This is a genomic window from Dactylosporangium darangshiense, assembly GCF_039537565.1.
Lineage (GTDB): Bacteria > Actinomycetota > Actinomycetes > Mycobacteriales > Micromonosporaceae > Dactylosporangium > Dactylosporangium darangshiense.
In genome coordinates this window covers 343825-359616 of sequence record NZ_BAABAT010000002.1, presented here as the reverse complement: position 1 = coordinate 359616, position 15792 = coordinate 343825, and the positions used below count along the sequence as shown (strand labels likewise).

At 73.1% G+C, this 15792-nt stretch carries 16 protein-coding genes and 1 pseudogene; 6 read left to right on the top strand and 11 right to left on the bottom strand.

Translation table 11 applies throughout. The features are described from left to right. Positions 1-368 precede the first annotated feature (368 nt). The gene (locus ABD901_RS05290) at positions 369-1238 is read left to right on the top strand and encodes an ion transporter (protein WP_345121820.1); all 870 of its coding nucleotides are present in this window, start codon (positions 369-371) and stop codon (positions 1236-1238) included. On the opposite strand, the gene ABD901_RS05285 is transcribed toward ABD901_RS05290, so the two are convergent. Continuing rightward, entirely contained in the window at positions 1222-1806 is a 585-nt protein-coding gene (locus tag ABD901_RS05285) for a hypothetical protein (RefSeq protein WP_345121818.1), read from the bottom strand. The two genes, ABD901_RS05290 and ABD901_RS05285, sit on opposite strands and share 17 nt — an antisense overlap. A 248-nt stretch (positions 1807-2054) precedes the next feature. Between ABD901_RS05285 and ABD901_RS05280 the strand changes: the two genes are divergently transcribed. Then, positions 2055-2279: a hypothetical protein gene (locus ABD901_RS05280; RefSeq protein WP_345121816.1), complete on the top strand. Its 225-nt coding sequence runs from the start codon at positions 2055-2057 to the stop codon at positions 2277-2279. A gap of 8 nt (positions 2280-2287) precedes the next feature. On the opposite strand, the gene ABD901_RS05275 is transcribed toward ABD901_RS05280, so the two are convergent. Together ABD901_RS05275 and ABD901_RS05270 are read right to left on the bottom strand one after the other, a co-directional pair. Then, on the bottom strand, positions 2288-2617 hold the full coding sequence (locus ABD901_RS05275) for an STAS domain-containing protein (protein WP_345121814.1): 330 nt from the start codon (positions 2615-2617) through the stop codon (positions 2288-2290). A 96-nt stretch (positions 2618-2713) separates the two neighbouring features. Further along, on the bottom strand, positions 2714-3580 hold the full coding sequence (locus ABD901_RS05270) for an oxidoreductase (RefSeq protein ID WP_345121812.1): 867 nt from the start codon (positions 3578-3580) through the stop codon (positions 2714-2716). 102 nt (positions 3581-3682) lie between these two features. On the opposite strand from ABD901_RS05270, the gene ABD901_RS05265 reads away from it, so the two are divergent. Further along, positions 3683-4576, top strand: a complete 894-nt coding sequence (locus tag ABD901_RS05265; protein ID WP_345121810.1) for a helix-turn-helix domain-containing protein — start codon at positions 3683-3685, stop codon at positions 4574-4576. Here the strand turns inward: ABD901_RS05265 and ABD901_RS05260 are convergent. Both ABD901_RS05260 and arfA read right to left on the bottom strand, forming a co-directional pair. Continuing rightward, positions 4545-5636 carry a VOC family protein gene (locus tag ABD901_RS05260; RefSeq protein ID WP_345121808.1) on the bottom strand — a complete coding sequence of 364 codons (1092 nt, stop codon included), beginning with the start codon at positions 5634-5636 and terminating at the stop codon, positions 4545-4547. The genes ABD901_RS05265 and ABD901_RS05260 overlap by 32 nt on opposite strands. Before the next feature lie 13 nt (positions 5637-5649). Beyond that, on the bottom strand, positions 5650-7146 hold the full coding sequence (arfA, locus tag ABD901_RS05255; RefSeq protein ID WP_345121806.1) for an arabinosylfuranosidase ArfA: 1497 nt from the start codon (positions 7144-7146) through the stop codon (positions 5650-5652). A 159-nt stretch (positions 7147-7305) separates the two neighbouring features. Here arfA and ABD901_RS05250 point away from each other — a divergent pair, with 159 nt between their 5' ends. Continuing rightward, positions 7306-8280: a tetratricopeptide repeat protein gene (locus ABD901_RS05250; protein ID WP_345121804.1), complete on the top strand. Its 975-nt coding sequence runs from the start codon at positions 7306-7308 to the stop codon at positions 8278-8280. Positions 8281-8299: 19 nt separating this feature from the next. Here ABD901_RS05250 and ABD901_RS05245 read toward each other — a convergent pair whose 3' ends face one another. The 3 genes and pseudogenes from ABD901_RS05245 to ABD901_RS05235 all read right to left on the bottom strand — a co-directional run bounded on the left by ABD901_RS05245 (position 8300) and on the right by ABD901_RS05235 (position 11116). Further along, positions 8300-9199, bottom strand: a complete 900-nt coding sequence (locus ABD901_RS05245) for a DUF3500 domain-containing protein (RefSeq protein ID WP_345122386.1) — start codon at positions 9197-9199, stop codon at positions 8300-8302. A 256-nt stretch (positions 9200-9455) separates the two neighbouring features. Next, a pseudogene (locus ABD901_RS05240) lies at positions 9456-9836 on the bottom strand (CoA-binding protein); the annotation flags it as partial. Positions 9837-9973: 137 nt separating this feature from the next. Further along, positions 9974-11116 (bottom strand): site-2 protease family protein, encoded by a 1143-nt coding sequence (locus ABD901_RS05235; RefSeq protein WP_345121802.1) that lies wholly within the window; start codon positions 11114-11116, stop codon positions 9974-9976. 269 nt (positions 11117-11385) lie between these two features. On the opposite strand from ABD901_RS05235, the gene ABD901_RS05230 reads away from it, so the two are divergent. Both ABD901_RS05230 and ABD901_RS05225 read left to right on the top strand, forming a co-directional pair. After that, on the top strand, positions 11386-12078 hold the full coding sequence (locus ABD901_RS05230) for a hypothetical protein (RefSeq protein WP_345121800.1): 693 nt from the start codon (positions 11386-11388) through the stop codon (positions 12076-12078). A 185-nt stretch (positions 12079-12263) separates the two neighbouring features. After that, entirely contained in the window at positions 12264-12731 is a 468-nt protein-coding gene (locus tag ABD901_RS05225; RefSeq protein ID WP_345121798.1) for a CoA-binding protein, read from the top strand. On the opposite strand, the gene ABD901_RS05220 is transcribed toward ABD901_RS05225, so the two are convergent. The 3 genes from ABD901_RS05220 to ABD901_RS05210 are packed head-to-tail and all read right to left on the bottom strand — an operon-like array spanning position 12722 to position 15775. Further along, the gene (locus ABD901_RS05220) at positions 12722-13150 is read right to left on the bottom strand and encodes a hypothetical protein (protein ID WP_345121797.1); all 429 of its coding nucleotides are present in this window, start codon (positions 13148-13150) and stop codon (positions 12722-12724) included. The genes ABD901_RS05225 and ABD901_RS05220 overlap by 10 nt on opposite strands. 17 nt (positions 13151-13167) lie before the next feature. Further along, entirely contained in the window at positions 13168-14598 is a 1431-nt protein-coding gene (locus ABD901_RS05215) for a peptide MFS transporter (protein WP_345121796.1), read from the bottom strand. A gap of 19 nt (positions 14599-14617) precedes the next feature. Beyond that, on the bottom strand, positions 14618-15775 hold the full coding sequence (locus ABD901_RS05210) for a ThuA domain-containing protein (RefSeq protein WP_345121795.1): 1158 nt from the start codon (positions 15773-15775) through the stop codon (positions 14618-14620). Positions 15776-15792: the final 17 nt, after the last annotated feature.

Here is a 15792-nt window from a genome sequence, read left to right as displayed (position 1 = left end):
CCCCCTGTCGAAACGAGTCGAGACGCGGGCTTAATTAGGCGCCCGAAAAGAATGGGCAGGCAAGCGGGGCAACCAGAAATTTACGGCGCACGCAATCCGCGTTTCGAGCAGCGGCATTCGCGTGTTACGAAAATGGGCGCGGGCGCGAAGCGAACCAAGGTGGCGAAAGCTGCAATTCGGCCGTCGACGTCACGACGTCGCTCACGCGCGGCGCGCATGCCGGTCAAACTCTTCATCGGCCCGAACCCTGCCCGAAATACGTTGCCCGGATACGCCGAGGTGTCGTATAGCCGTCACTGGCTCGAGGTTCGGCGGTTCGTATCCCCCTCGGCGCGCACGGCGCCGTGGATCGCGTAGGCTGCCGCCCCGTGGACAGCACGCCGAACGCGGTGTCCAGGGTGGCGGCCGCGTGCCGCCGGCTGGTCGCCGCACCGTGGTTCAACGCCGCCTCGTTCATCGTCATCGTGCTCAACGCATTGACGATGGGGCTGGAGACGTACCGCGGTGTCGTCTCCTCGGGCGGCCCCGCCTTCCACGCCCTCGAGTACGTCTTCCTCGCCTGCTTCTCGGTGGAGCTGCTCGTGCGCTTCGCCGCGCACCTGCCGCGCGGCGGCGGGTTCTTCCGCGACGGCTGGAACCTCTTCGACCTTGCGATCGTGCTCGCGCCACTGGTGCCGGGAGTGCGCGAGAACGTGACGATCCTGCGGCTGCTGCGCCTGGCCCGGATCGTGCGCGCGTTCCGGCTCTTCCCCAGCCTGCGGGTCATCCTGGTGGGCATCCGGCGCAGCCTGCCGGGGCTGGGCAGCTTCCTGCTCATCACGCTGCTGGTGCTCTACGGCTACGCCATGGTCGGGTGGATGGTGTTCGGCGAGGCCCAGCCCGAGCGCTACGGCACCGTCGGGCAGGCCATGCTGACGCTGTTCCTGCTGCTGTCCCTGGACGGCATCACCGACACGCTGCAGGCCGGTCGGGAGGTCACCGAGTGGGGCATCCTGTACTACCTGTCGTACATGATCGCCGCGTCGTACCTGCTGACCAACCTGCTCGTCGGCGTCGTGCTCAACGCGCTGCAGGAGGCGCACGAGGTGGAGAAGGCGCCGCCCCCGGCCCCGGTGGCCGGCGTCGAGCAGCGCCTCGCCGCGCTGCGGGCCGCGCTGGAGGACCTCGAGCGGGAGTACGCGCTGAGCCGGCGCTACGCGGACGCGCCCGAGCGGGTGCCGGTCAGCTCGCCTCGCTGACCGCGAGGGCCTCCATCGAGCGCAGCAGCTCCTCGGCCGCCGACGGCCCCATGTGGTGCGTGTCGACCTCGATGTGCAGGCGCACCATGTCGGGGCCCTCGTCGTCGACATTGAGGAACAGCCGCGGGTACACCTCGTCGCGCCGGATCGTCCACCGGAACACCGTGCGCGCCAGCGCGGCCTTCACCTCCTGCGCTTCGACGGGCTCGGGCGCCACCGGCCCGCGGCGGTCGTTGTAGAAGGCGTTGAGGTCGACGTCGGGCGCGGTGGCGGCGATCATCTCCTCCAGCCGGGCCCGGTCGTAGTAGCCGTACTTGTAGGCGAGCATCGCCGAGCGGCGGACCCGCTCCAGGGCGTCGGTGAACGGCGCGCCGGCCACCTCCATGACGCACAGGGCGGTCTGCGACACCGGGCCGACGATCTCCGCCAGGCCGGGGCGGAACCGGTTGCTCGACACCAGCCGGGTCGCCACCGGGTCGACGCCGCCGAGGCGGGCCATTGTCACCGCGTACAGCGTCAGCATCACCGCGCTCGCGTCGAGCTTGGTCCGGGCCGCGATCGACTGCACCCCCAGCGCCAGGGCCGCGGAGCTGAGCTCGCCGCGCCAGTACCGCGGCCGTCGCGGTGCACGACGGCCATGCGCACAGGCCGCTGCACACCCTCACCTGTCATGGTCGTCGATGCTATGGCCGCGGCGACCAAGTCCCGGACGGCCGTTCGGCCGGGCCGGGGCAGCCGAACCACCGAAGGCCCCCACGGCTCGGGCCGCCGACGAGCGATGTTTGCCCGCCGGGCGGCCCGGGCAGCTGTGTCGCCATGACGACAATCACCGCCGACGACATCCGCGCGCTCGCGCAGTCCAACGACGCCGACCCGGCGCTGGCCCTCGACGACGGCGGCGTGCGCCTGGTGCCGCAGGCCGCCGAGGCCGGCGGGCACATCGTGTACACCCGCGTGGACCTGGTGCGCGACTACGGCGAGGAGATCACCGACGTGCAGGCCGAAGTGCTCGCGGCCGGGCTGACCGCCCAGCAGGGCTGACCGGCCGCTCAGCCCTCGAGGGTCTTGCGGACCCCGGTGATCTCCAGGACGCGCAGGACCAGGCCGCCGGCGTTGCGCGCCCGCACCGCGATGCCGTCGGCCAGCCCGGTGCGGTAGGCGGACAGCAGCGTCGCGATGCCGGTGGAGTCGAGCATGACCAGGTGCTCGAGGTCGATGACGATCTCGGCGACCCCGGGCTCGGCCAGAGCGCGGTCCAGCGCCTCCTCGAGGATCGGCTGGGTGCCGAGGTCGACCAGGCCGCGCAGGCCGATGAGCACTTGGATGCGGTCGAGGGCGTCGCGGCGGACCGACCGTTGCGCGACCAGCTCGCTGCGCATCGCGCCCTCCATCCACAGCAATGTGCCGAGGCGCGCACTCTATACCGAAGGTTACTTGCTCCGCGACAAGTGTCCCGCCGGTGTTCTTCCGGCGTGTCAGGCCCCGATCGCGTCGAGCTCGGCGAGCGCGTCGGCGGGCAGCTCGAGGGCGGCGCCGGCGACGTTCTCGCGCAGGTGGGCGACGGATGAGGTACCGGCGATGATGAGCATGTTCGGCGAGCGGTGCAGCAGCCAGGCCAGGGCGACCGACAGCGGCGTGGTCTCCAGGCGCTTCGCCACGTCCTGCAGGATGCCGGACTGCAGCGGCGAGAAGCCGCCGAGCGGGAAGTAGGGCACGTAGGCGATGCCCTGCCCGGCGGTCAGCTCGACGAGGTGGTCGTCGTCGCGGCGGGCGATGTTGTACATGTTCTGCACGCACACCACCGGGGCGATCGCCTGGGCCTCGGCGAGCTGCTCGGCGTTGACGGTACTCAGGCCGAGGTGCCGGATGAGGCCGTCGCGCTGCAGGTCGGCGAGGGCGCCGAACGGCTCGGCGATCGAGCCCGCCTCGGGCGCGTCGAAGCCCCCTACGCGCAGGTTCACCACGTCCAGGGCCTCCAGGCCCAGGTTGCGCAGGTTCTCGTGCACCTGCGCCCGCAGCTCCTCGGGGCTGCGGGCGTGCGGCCAGCCGCCCTGCGCGTCGCGGCGGGCGCCGACCTTGGTGACGATGTGCAGCTCGGCCGGGTACGGCGCCAGGGCCTCGCGGATGATCTCGTTGGTGATGTGCGGGCCGTAGAAGTCCGCGGTGTCGATATGGGTGATGCCGAGCTCCACCGCCTCGCGCAGCACGGCGACGGCGGCGGCGCGGTCCTTCGGCGGGCCGAACACGCCGGGGCCGGCCAGCTGCATGGCGCCGTAGCCGAAGCGGGTGAGGTCGAGGTCGCCGGCGCGGAACACGCCGCCGGGCAGGTCGTTCGTCGTCATGCCACCACCATCGCGCGGCCGGGCGGGCGCAGGCAGGGCCTTGCCGATCCTGGGGGTGCCAGGACCAGGATGGGCCGCTTCGGCCGGCCGTAGGCTGGCAAAGTGAATGGCAACACGAGCAGGACGAACGCGCTGGGCGAGTACCTGCGGGCGCGGCGGGAGCTGGTGGACCCGGCCGACGCGGGGCTGCGGGTGGTCGGGGTGCGCCGCACGCCGGGGCTGCGCCGCGAGGAGGTCGCCACGCTCGCCGGCATCAGCGCCGACTACTACCTGCGCCTGGAGCAGGGCCGCGACCGCAACCCGTCGCCGCAGGTGCTCGAGGCCCTGGCCCGGGTGTTCGGGCTGGACGCGGAGGCGACGCAGTACCTGCTGAGCCTGTCCGCGGCCCGGCCCCGTTCGCCGCGCCGGCCGCGCCGCGAGGTGGTGCCCGCGGGGGTACGCCAGCTGCTGGACGTGCTGGAGCTGCCCGCGTTCGTGGAGAGCCGCATGTTCGAGGTCCTCGCGGCCAACCGGCTCGCCACCGCGCTCTCCCCGCGGATCCGCCCGGGCACGAACCGGCTGCGCGACACGCTGCTCGACGAGGACGAGCGCGACCTGTACCCGGACTGGGAGCAGGCCATCGGCGGCATGGTCGCGGCGTTTCGCAACTCCATCGCCGACGACGTCGACGACCCGCGCGTGGAGCGGCTCGTCGGCGAGCTGTCCCTGGCCAGTGAGCACTTCCGCCGGCTGTGGGCCCGCCACGACGTCAAGCCCCTCGCGGGCGCGCCGACCCGGATGCGCCACCCGCAGGTCGGCCTGCTGGAGCTGCGCCGCGAGAAGCTCGCCATCGGCGACTCCGGCGGCCAGCTGCTGGTGATCTACCACGCCGAGCCGGGCTCCGGCAGCGCCCGCGGCCTGGCCCTGCTCGGCTCGCTGGCCGCGACCGTCACGCCCGACGCGGTGGACCCGTCCGGCACCGGGGCTACAGCCACGGCTCAGCGTGGCGGCGGGTGATCGGCAGCCGGTGGAACGGGATGGGCCGGTCCGCCGACCACATCGCCGACGGCGCGGTGGTCAGCGACGCGAACTGCAGCAGCGGCGCCTCGTAGGCGGCGCGGTGCATCACGAAGTCCCGCCAGCACCGGTCCGGGTCGCCGCACAGCCGGGCGCCGGCCCGCCGCAGCCGCTGGTACGCCTCGTCGTACTCCGCCCGGCCGATCGCCACCGCTGCGCCGGACTGCTCGGGCATCCGGAAGTAGTCCCCGACCCGGCGCAGCGCGAGGGTGCCGGCCCGCAGGCACAGCTCGGCGTGCGCCGGGCGCACCTCGCCGAGGGTGAACGACGAGCACACCAGCGCCGCCGCGTCCAGCACGGTGCCGGCCGCGGTGACCCAGTGCCGCTCGGGTGAGGGCGAGCGGAAGAACACCAGCAGCGGGTTCGACGAATGGGTCTCCTCGATCTCGTTGAACCAGCGGGTCCACTCGTGCCAGTACCCGTCGAGCAGCGCGAGCCCATCGGCGTCCAGCAGCCGCTCGAGCAGCCGCACGGCCGACGGCGGGGTGCCGGCCTCCGCCTCCAGCGCGGTCACCAGCACCTCGCGGCGCGTGTAGCTGCTGTAGAGCGCCGGAATGTAGCTCACAACGAGGGCGAGCAGCGACAGCCCGAGTGCAGCCTCGACGAGCTGCAGCCCGCCGGTGAGGAGCCCGCCCGGCTGGTGGAAGCCGAGCGTGAGCAGCGAGGAGCCGCTGTCCAGCACCGCGTTCTGCCACGGCCGCACGCCGAGCGACCAGTACAGCCCGGCGAACCCGATCAGCGTGAGCGTCAGCCACACCCCGGGCAGCGCCATGAGCGTCACCGGCCCGAACAGCACCAGGATCCGGTCGCGCTCGGCGTAGCCGCGGGCCCACCGCAGGCGCACGTCGAACGCGGCCCGCACGGCGGCCATGACCCACCGGGTCAGCAGCACCGAGGTCCCCCGCGGCACGACGAGCGTGTGTGCCGCCGACAGCGCGGTGAGCACGATGATCATCGAGGACAGCACCCCGACGAGCGGCAGGAGTGTGTCACGCAGCATGAGGAGTCCCACGCTACCCGCGCGTGAGGCGCACCATGTTCCAGGACGGGCCGGCCAGGTCGAGGGTGCACCGGCCGCCGTCCATCGCGGGCACGGCCAGGCGCCGGGGGGTGACGGCGTCGGGGGCGTCGGCGGTGTTGACGGCGTCGCCGGCGGCGATGGCGACGTGCTCGGCGGCCCGCATCGGGGGCAGGCCCCGCAGGTCCACCTCGACGCTCAGCGGCGTCTCGGCGCGGTTGACGGCGAAGAGCGTGACGGCGCCGTGCTCCTCGTCGTGCACGGCGACGGCCGACAGCGACGGCACCGGGCCGTAGCGCTGCGTATCGTGCGACGGCCCGGCCGGCTCGATGCGCAGGACCGTGCCGCGGGCGTTGGCGGCGGTGAGGGCGAACGGGTGGAAGATGCTCTGCCGCCAGGCGGGGCCGCCGGTGCGGGTGCGGATCGGGGCGATGACGTTGGCCAGCTGGGCCTGGCAGGCGACGCCGACGCGGTCGGCGTGGCGCAGCAGCGTGACGAGCAGGTCGCCCACGACCACGGCGTCGGTGGCGGTGTAGTCGTCCTCGAGCAGCGGCGGCGCCTCCTGCCAGTCCGGGCGCTCGGGGTCGGCGGGCCTGGACATGTACCACACGTTCCACTCGTCGAACGAGATCTTCATGCGGCGGGTGTGCCGGTGGCGGGCGGCGACGTGGTCGGCGGTGGCGACGACGTCGCGGATGAAGGCGTCCATGTCCACGGCGGAGGCCAGGAGGCTGGCCCGGTCGCCGTCGCTCGGGTCGTAGTAGGCGTGCGCGGAGACGTAGTCCACATGCTCGTAGGCGTGCTCGAGGACGGTCGCCTCCCAGGCGCCGAACGTCGGCATGCCGCGGCCCGAGCTGCCGCACGCCACCAGGCTCACGCCCGGGTCGATCATCTTCATCGCGCGCGCGGTCTCGGCGGCCAGCCGGCCGTACTCCTCGGCGGTCTTGTGCCCGATCTGCCAGGGGCCGTCCATCTCGTTGCCCAGGCACCACAGCCGGATGCCGTAGGGCTGCTCGGCGCCGCCCCGGCGGCGGCGGTCGGACAGCTCGGTGCCGCCCGGGTGGTTGGCGTACTCGAGCAGGTCGCACGCCTCCTGCACGCCGCGGGTGCCGAGGTTGACGGCCAGCATCGGCTCGGCGCCGGCGGCCCGGGCCCACGTCATGAACTCGTCCAGGCCGAACGCGTTGGACTCGACGGTCTTCCAGGCCAGGTCGAGGCGGCGGGGGCGCTGCGCGGCCGGCCCGACGCCGTCCTCCCAGCGGTAGCCGGACACGAAGTTGCCGCCCGGGTAGCGCACGACGCTCACGCCCAGCTCCCGGGTCAGCGCCAGGACGTCGCCGCGCAGGCCGAGCGGGTCGGCGGCGGGGTGGCCGGGCTCGAAGACGCCGCCGTAGACGCAACGGCCCAGGTGCTCCACGAAGGAGCCGAAGAGCCGCCGGTCGGCCTCGCCGATGCGGAAGTCGGGGTCGATCGCGATGCGCGCGTTGTTCATGAGTTGTGTTGTACCTGAACGTTCATGGGTTGTGTGGTACCTGCACTCGGGTGAACTCGGACCTCATCCGGCATACCGATGTCACATTCCGTTCACCGTACCGTTAGAATCCGCACGACGATCAATGGATCACGGGGGTTCACCAGGGCGGAGGCGCCCATGGAACAGCCGACGTCGACGCGGACCGACCCGCCTGAGCTGGTCCGCCAGGCCTACGCGTGCATGCGGCGGCGGCCGCCGGACTACCACACGGCCCTCGCCCGGCTCGACGAGGCGCTGTCGCTGCGCCCCGGCGACGCCGAGACACACCTGGCCAAGGCGATCTGCATGCTCGCCCTCGACCGGCCCAAGACGTGCGGCGAGCTGCTGGAGGCCGCCGCCGCCCACGACGACGGAGCCCTGGCGCCGCGGCTGCGGCTGGCGCACCTCGAGCTGGCCCGGGTGCTGCTGCGCCGGCACGCCTTCGACGAGGCGATCGGGGCCCTCGACGGCGCCGGGAACGACGCGCTGAGCCGCAGCGCCCGGGCGTACACCCGGCTGCGACTCGGCGGCGCGCCGCACCTCACCGGCGCCGAGCACGAGCGGGTGGTGCGCTGGCTGACCCGCCGCGAGCTCGACGCCGCCGAGCGGGCCGTGCGGGAGCGCCGCTACACCGACGCGCTGCAGGCCTGCGACGCCGCCTCCCGCGTCGACGACCGCGGCTCCCGCCTGGCCCTGCTGCGCGCGACCGCGCTGCGCCGCCGGGTCGAGGACGCCCTCGACGACGGCTCGGCCCAGCTGCGCAAGATGCACAACCACCTGACCGCGGCGCGCGGCTGGCTGCACCGGGCCGCCGAGGACCCCGCCGAGTGCGCCGCCGAGGCCCGCGCGATCGAGGAGCTCGACGGCCGCGTCGCCGAGCAGTTCCGCCGGGCCGAGGTGCAGACGCTGCGCTCCCGGTTCGAGGCGACCTGCCGCATCCACAACGAGGCCCGGATGACCTTCGTCGAGTACGGCGTGTTCCGCTCCTCGGTCGCCGGCCTGCACAGCGCCGCCGAGCAGCTCCAGCGCAGCCTGCCGCAGCACAGCGACGCCCACGACGCCCTGGCCGACCTGCTCGCGGAGATCCGGCAGATGCAGCTCAGGTTCCGCTAGCGTGCTGTGCCGGGTGCCGTCAGTGCGGGCGCGCCGCCCGGTGCGCGCGCAGCACGTCGCCGCCGAAGTCCGAGCCGGGGCGGCGCAGCACCGTGTGGGCGTGGTTGCCGTCGTCGGCGGTGTTGTCGTACTCGATGAGCAGGTCCGGACCCTGGACCCGGTAGTAGTGCCGCCCGCCGCGCACGGCCGGGCCCTGCCAGGCGAACGACAGCCGGTCGCGGTCCACGCGCGGTGCGATGTCGGCGGGCAGGCGCTCGAGGTAGAGCGCGACGAGCTCGTCGAGCCGGTCGCGGGCGGCATCGGGCAGCTCGACGGCGGGCAGTCCGGGTGGCGGCGGGGTGACGTCGGCCCGGGGCCCGCTGTAGATGTCGGCCGGAGCGGTCGCGGTCCGCACCACCTGCGGGAGCAGGTTCCGTGGTACCGCGTCCAGCACCGCCCAGCCGAGGTCCTGCTCCGGGGCGAGGGGCGCGAGCACCGGCCGGCCGCGGTAGGCGGTGGCGAGCGGGTTGGCGCCGAAGAACACCGGCGTGCTGTACACGGTGTCGCCGTCGAGCGTCATCGTGACCGACAGGTGGTGGCCCTCGAACCGCCAGCCCCAGCGCTCGCCGGGCGCCGGCGTACCGAACACGACGACCCAGTAGTCGGCGCTGTGCCTGCCCCGCCGGTAGCCCTCGGCACGGTCGAGCACCTCCTCCAGCGCGACGATCGCCATCGCCTGCGCGAACGCGTGCGGCGCGAGCGCGGTGGCGAGCAGCCGGTGCGCGGCCTTGCGCCCGTCGTCGCCGAGCTCGCCCAGGCCCATCCCGGGCCGCCGGGGCGTCGGCCGGTACTCGATCCACCGCCGCAGGTCCTCGTCGTCGAACGGCACCCGCAGCCGTTCCGGCGCCGCCCGCAGCAGGGCGGCCGCCTCGGTTCGCATCGCTTCCGCGCTCGTCACGCCTTATGTTCTACCCAGCCGCCCACTCGGCGGCCACACCGGCCGCGACGGCCGACGAGGCCCGCACGCGCCGCACCCTGTCGCGGCGGTGGCGACACGCCCGGCGGTCGCGGCGCCCGGACCCGTACGGCGCGGAGTGCGCCGGCACGACCGGACCCGGCTCGGGCTCGATGCACGGAACGACGCCGCGGTAGACCGGGGAGGGCGGCGTGTCGCCACCGACCACCATCTGGCTCAGGGCGCGCTCCGTGCCGATGCAGGTGTCCTCGACGTAGTCCAGTCCGGCCTCCTGCGCCAGCCGCCGCGCCTCGGTGCTGACGATGCCGGGCTGCAGCCACACCGCGCCGGCGCCGATGGCCGCCGCCTCGCGAACGATCTCGGCAGCCTCTGCGGCCGGCCGGAACACGTCGACGACGTCGACGTGGCACGGAATGTCGGCGAGCCGCGCATACACGTGCTCGCCGAACAGCGCGACGGCGTGCGGGTTGACCGGGATGATCCGCCAGCTCTGTTCCTGCAGCATGCCCGGCACCCAGTGCGCGGGCTCGAGCGGGTCGCGCGACGCCCCGACGACCGCGACGGTCCGGGCGTCCGCCAAGATCTGCCTCGCGGTGCGCATCGGACTCATCTCCATTCCTGACCTCGGCTTGCCCCACACCTCCAACCTCGCCCGAGCGCCGGCCGTCGTGCAAGGCCGAAGGTCCCGAACACGAGGCGCTGGTGTTCGGGGCCGGACGCGCACGCCGAGCCGGCGGTTCACGAATCGCCGGCGTCGGCTCCGGGCCCCGGGTGCCCCGAGCCGAGTGCGCCGCGCTCGAATGCCCGGGCGACGTCGGCACGGTCGAGCAGGCCGACGAGCACGCCGTTGTCGACGACCAGCGCGCCGCCGGCCCGCGACACGGCGCCGGCGACGTCGGCGAGGCGCTGGGCCGGCGCAACCACCGCCACGGCGTTCGACGGCATCGCGATCCGCCGCACCGGCACGTCCGCTCGCTGCGACGGCGGCACACGAGCGAAATCGGCGACGCGGACGAGGCCTTCCGGTCGTCCGCCGGCGGTGCGCAACGCGACAGCACGCCCCTCCGGCGCCGCCTCGATCACGGCCGCCGCGGCCTCGGCGACGGTGCAGTCCGCATCGACGCACGCGATCCGCGTCTGCATCGCCGACGACACCGGTGCGTCGTGCAGCACCATGCGGTTCCGCGCGATGCCCGCCTCGACCCCCGCGGCCGACACCAGGAACCACCCGATCAAGGCGAGCCAGATGCCGCCGATCAGGCCCGCGACGAGCAACTCGGAGGCGCCGAGAGCGAGCAGGCACCATCCGAGCACGCGCCCCACCCCGGCGGCGCCGAGGGCGGCCCGGTCCCGGTCGCCGTGCCAGCGCCACAGCGCCGCCCGCAGCACCCGGCCACCGTCGAGGGGCGCCCCGGGCAGCAGGTTGAACGCGGCGAGCAGCACGTTGACGGCGGCCAGCCAGCGCATGACGGCCACGACACCGGCCGGCGCCCCGATGGCATCCAGGCCCACTGCGATGGTGCCGACGAGCCCGCCGAACAGCGCGCTCGCGGCCGGTCCGGCCGCGGCCGTCAGCAGGTCCGCCCGCGGGCTGGGCGGTTCGCCGCCGAGCTCGGCGACCCCGCCGAGCAGCCACAACGTCACCCGCTCGACCCGCACGCCGAACGCGCGAGCGACGAAGGCGTGCGCCAGCTCGTGCGCCAGCAACGACAGCAGGAACGTGACCGCGCCCGCCGTCGCGAGCAGCCACCGCACGGGCGTGCCCGCCGGGACGACCGCCAGCGCGAGCATCTGCACCAGCAGAACCGCGACGACCAGGACCGACCAGTTCGCACCGATCTTGATGCCGGCGATCGTGCCGAGCGGCACACCGGGCCTCATGGCTCCTCCCCTCGACGGTCGGCGGTCAAGGACACCTACTTCGACAGCTACTTCAGGCGTACGCCTGCTACACCCTCATCGTCCGCCGACCGTGCGGGGCGTTGCAGGAACGCAGGGCCTGGACGGGCGGAGCACGGCGGCCGGCGGGTGAGGAAACCCAAACCGGCCGATCACACCCCGAATCTCGCGCGACGTCGCTTCGTGGGAGGTGATGCGGGTAGGCCGCCGACGATGCCGGCCCGAGCGGGCCGGCCGAAGCGGAGGACTCGATGCCCGTCACCGAAACGCGCCACTACAAGCTGCCGGCCCTTGCCCAGACCGGGTTCGTCACACTGCCGGCCTTCTCCGGCCAACTCGACCCGGCAGAATGGGAGCGACTGCACTACCTGGACTGGAAATCAGGCGGAGACACGAACTTCGCGGTGCTGGCCTCCGCGCTCGGCGAGGACGATCCCCGCGGGTTCTGGGAGCACGGTCTGCCGGACAAGGACGGCGTGTGGACGGCGAACGCATCGCTGGCACCGACACTGCGCCAATGGGTCCAATCGGTCGGTGCACGATTCGGCCGGGTCCGCATCATCAAGCTCGCCCCGTCGACCGACGTTGAGACGGTGATCCGCCAGCACCTCCACCTGGACGACAACAACCGGCTGAACCCGGTCGACGAGGGCTGGGTCGTGCGCGCGTGGCTGAACCTCACCGACGACCCCGACAGTTACATGATCCTGCGCGAGGACCGCGACGACCCCGCGACCGAGCACCGCATTGCGCTGCCGCTCGGCGCCCAGTTCGTCGTCGACACCGAACGACTCTGGCACGCCGCGTACCATCCGGGGTCGCAGGCCCGCTACGCCATGATCGCCAGCTTCGAGTCCGGGCCCGCCCTGGAGGCCTGGATGGAAGGCCGGCGGGCGCCCCGGCCGGTTCGCCAGGCATCGCCGGCGGACTTCACGACGGCGTAGGAACGGGGGGGCCGGACACCGCCCAGCGGTTCCGGCCCACCGTCACCCGGCGGCGATCGGGTCGCACGCCGTCGGCCACCCGGCGGCCGGAACCACCCCGCCGGCGGCGCGTCAGCGCTCGTCGCGGGCCGGGATCCGGCAGCATGCTGGTGATATCGCCGTATCGTCATGAGGAGGCGAGTCCGATGCGCACACCGCGGCAGATTCTCGCCGACGCACACACCATCGCGGTCGTCGGCGCGTCGCGCGACCCGCAGAAGCCCGCACACTGGGTCCCGCAGATGCTGCAGGACCAGGGCTGGCGCGTCATCCCCGTCAACCCGCACGCCGAGCAGATCTTCGGCGAGCGTGCCTATGGCCGCCTCAGCGACATCCCGTGGCACGTCGACGTGGTCGAGGTGTTCCGGCCGTCCGGCGAGGCGCCGGAGATCGCCGAGGCCGCCGTGGCCGCGGGCGCGGGCGCGGTGTGGCTGCAGCAGGGAGTCACCAGCCCCCGGGCCCGCAGCATCGCCGAGGACGCCGGCCTGGACTACGTCGAGGACACGTGCATGGGCATGGAGCGTGCGCTGCACGACATGACGCACCTCTGCGAACATCCGACGTGCCAGGTGTACCACGGCGTCGACCCGGCGCCCGAGGTTCCTCAGGCCTGAGCCTCCACCCAGAAGATGCCTTCGCGCACCGCGGCCGCCCTGGGCCGGATCGGGTAGGCGAACGGCCAGCCGTCGGTGAGCAGCTCGGCCAGCCGCGCCGCCTCCTGCGGGTCGGTCGTCTGCAGCACCAGCGTCGGTCGTTCGTAGTCGCCGCAGATCTGGCCCCACCACACGCAGTACTCGGGTTGGTCGCCCAGCACGGTGGCGATGGAGGCCGGCGGCTCCGGGTCGAAGACGGTCCAGTGCCGCTCCACGGTGGCGAAGCGCAGGGTGTGGTGCGAGAAGTACGGATAGAACCTGCTCAGGCACGTGCGGGAGGCCGCCTCCACGAGCGGGCCCAGCAGCCGCGGCCAGCCGTGGCGGGCCTCGTTGCCGGCGTCGCGTGCGGCGGTCTCGGCGCGGAACTCCTCCCAGGCCATGTGCCCAGTGTCGCCCCTCAGCGCACCCCGTGCATACGGCCGCGGATCCACGGGGTCAGGGCGAAGAGGGCGGCGCCCAGGGCGATGGCGGCGGTGCCGAGCAGGGCGAAGTACGGCACCTCGCGCTGCGGCGAGTAGTGCGACGCGAGCGCGCCCGCGGCCGCGGTGCCCAGGGCCACGGACAGGAAGAACAGCGCCACCATCTGGGTGCGGAACGCGGCCGGGGCGAGCTTCGTGGACAGCGACAGGCCGACCGGCGACAGCAGCAGCTCGGCGACGGTGAGCACGAAGATGACGCCGACGAGGCCGAGCAGCGGCGCGCCGCCGGGTCCGGTTCCGGCCATCGGCAGGAACAGCAGGAACGCCACGCCCATGATGACCGTGCCGGCGGCGAACTTGACCGGCGTGGAGGGCTGGCGGGTGCCGAGGCGGGTCCACAGCGCGGCGAAGACGCCGGAGAGCAGGATGATGAAGACCGGGTTGATCGCCTGCATCCACGACACCGGCATCGTCCAGCCGAACAGCTCGCGGTCCAGGCGCTGGTCGGCGTAGACGGTCAGGACCGTGAACTGCTGCTGGTACAGCGACCAGAACCCGGCGCTGGCCACGAACAGCGGGATGAAGGCGATCACCCGGTCCCGCTCGGTGCGGTCGATGGCGCGGCTGGCGAGGATGACGACGAAGTAGGCGAGCGCGGCGACGGCGCTGAGCGCCACGACAACGGCCGCGAGCCGTTTGGCGGCGAGCACGCCGATCGCGGCGAGGACGGCCACGAGCGCGACGGCGGCCGCGACCAGGCCGGAGACGAGCGGGATCCGGGCGCGGGGCAGCGGGTGCGTGACGTCGTTGGCCGACGACGGCAGTCGCTTGCGTCCCAGGGTGTACTGCGTGAGCCCGATCGCCATGCCGATCGCGGCGAGGGCGAAGCCGTAGTGGAACCCGAGCTCGGTCTGCGCCAGGCCGGTCAGCAGCGGCCCGGCCAGCGCGCCGAGGTTGACGCCGAGGTAGAACAGCGAGAAGCCGGCGTCGCGGCGGGGATCGTCCTCGGCGTAGAGGGAGCCGACCAGCGAGGTGGCGTTGGCCTTGACGCCGCCGCTGCCCAGCGCGACGCAGACCAGGCCGAGCCCGACGCCGGCCAGGCCCGGCACGGCGGCGAGGAAGATGTGGCCGGCCATGACGAGGATCGCGCTGCCGAACAGCACCCGCTCGGACCCGGCGACCCGGTCGGCGAGCCAGGCGCCGGCGATCGTTGAGAGGTAGACGAACCCGCCGTACGCCCCGACGATGCTCGTCGCGGTGGCCTCGTCGACGCCGAGGCCACCGCGGGAGCTTTCGTAGTACAGGTAGATCAGCAGGATGCCTTGCATGCCGTAGAACGAGAACCGTTCCCACAGCTCGACCCCGAAAAGGTTCGCCAGGACCCGTGGCTGACCGAAGAAGGTCGGCATGCAAGGCAGCTACCCGGCATCAGGTCCCGTACACCTGGAAGGTGAACAGCGAGTACCCCCACTGGGTGCCGCGGGCCGTGCCGTAGATGCGCACGTAGCGGGTCGAGGCGTTGAGGCCGGTGTTGTCGTCCTCGCCGCCGTTGCCGCCGGTGACCGTGCGGATCGTGGTCCAGGCCGTGCCGTTGGGCGAGGTCTGGATCTGGTAGTCGCGCCCGTACGCCGTCTCCCACACCAGGCGGACCCGGTTGACGGTGTGGGTGCCGCCGAGGTCGACCTGGATCCACTGCGGGTCGGAGAACTGGCTCGACCAGCGGGTGGTGGTGGAGGCGTCGACCGCGTTGGAGGCCGGCAGGGAGGCGTTCTCCACGCTGGAGGCCGTCGCCGGGTGGTTCAGCGCCAGGTCGGTCGGCGGCGGCGGGGTGGTGCCGACGGAGCAGTCGCCGATGTTCTGCGCGGCGTAGCGGATGCCGCCGAGCAGCAGGTTGCGGAAGCCCGTCTCGGAGTAGCTGGCCTGGGTGTGGCCCATGCCGGTGTAGAACGCGCGGCCGCCGTCGTAGGCGCGGCACCAGGTGTTGGGGTGGTCGGCGCCCATCGTGCCGCCGCTGTACGTGGACTCGTCCAGCGTGGTGAGCACGTGTACCTGCGAGCGCGGGTTGGTGCGGTAGTTGTACCACTCGTCGCTGCGCGACCAGGCGGCCGGCAGGCCGGCGGTGGCCGGGTGGGACGGGTCGGCGACGCGGACCGTGGCGGTCTGGATCGCCGGGTGGCTGGCGAAGTAGGCGCCGACGAGGCCGCCGTACCACGCCCAGTCGTACTCGGTGTCGGCTGCGGCGTGCACGCCGAGGTAGCCGCCGCCGGCGCGGATGTAGTTCTCGAACGCGGTCTGCTGGGTCGCGTTGAGCACGTCGCCGGTCGTGGACAGCCAGATGACGGCCTTGAACCGGGCCAGGTTGGCCGCCGTGAACTGGTTGGCGTCCTCGGTGGCCTCGACGCTGAAGTTGTTCGCGGCGCCGAGCTGCTGGATGGTGGTGATGCCGACCGGGATGGAGTCGTGGCGGAACCCGGCGGTCTTGCTGAACACGAGCACCGAGAAGTCCGGTGCGGCGTGGGCCGGCACGGCGGTGAGGCCGAGCGCGGCCGTGACGATGGCGAGGCAGAAGGCCAATCTGCGCAGCATGGTCGATGTCTCCCTTC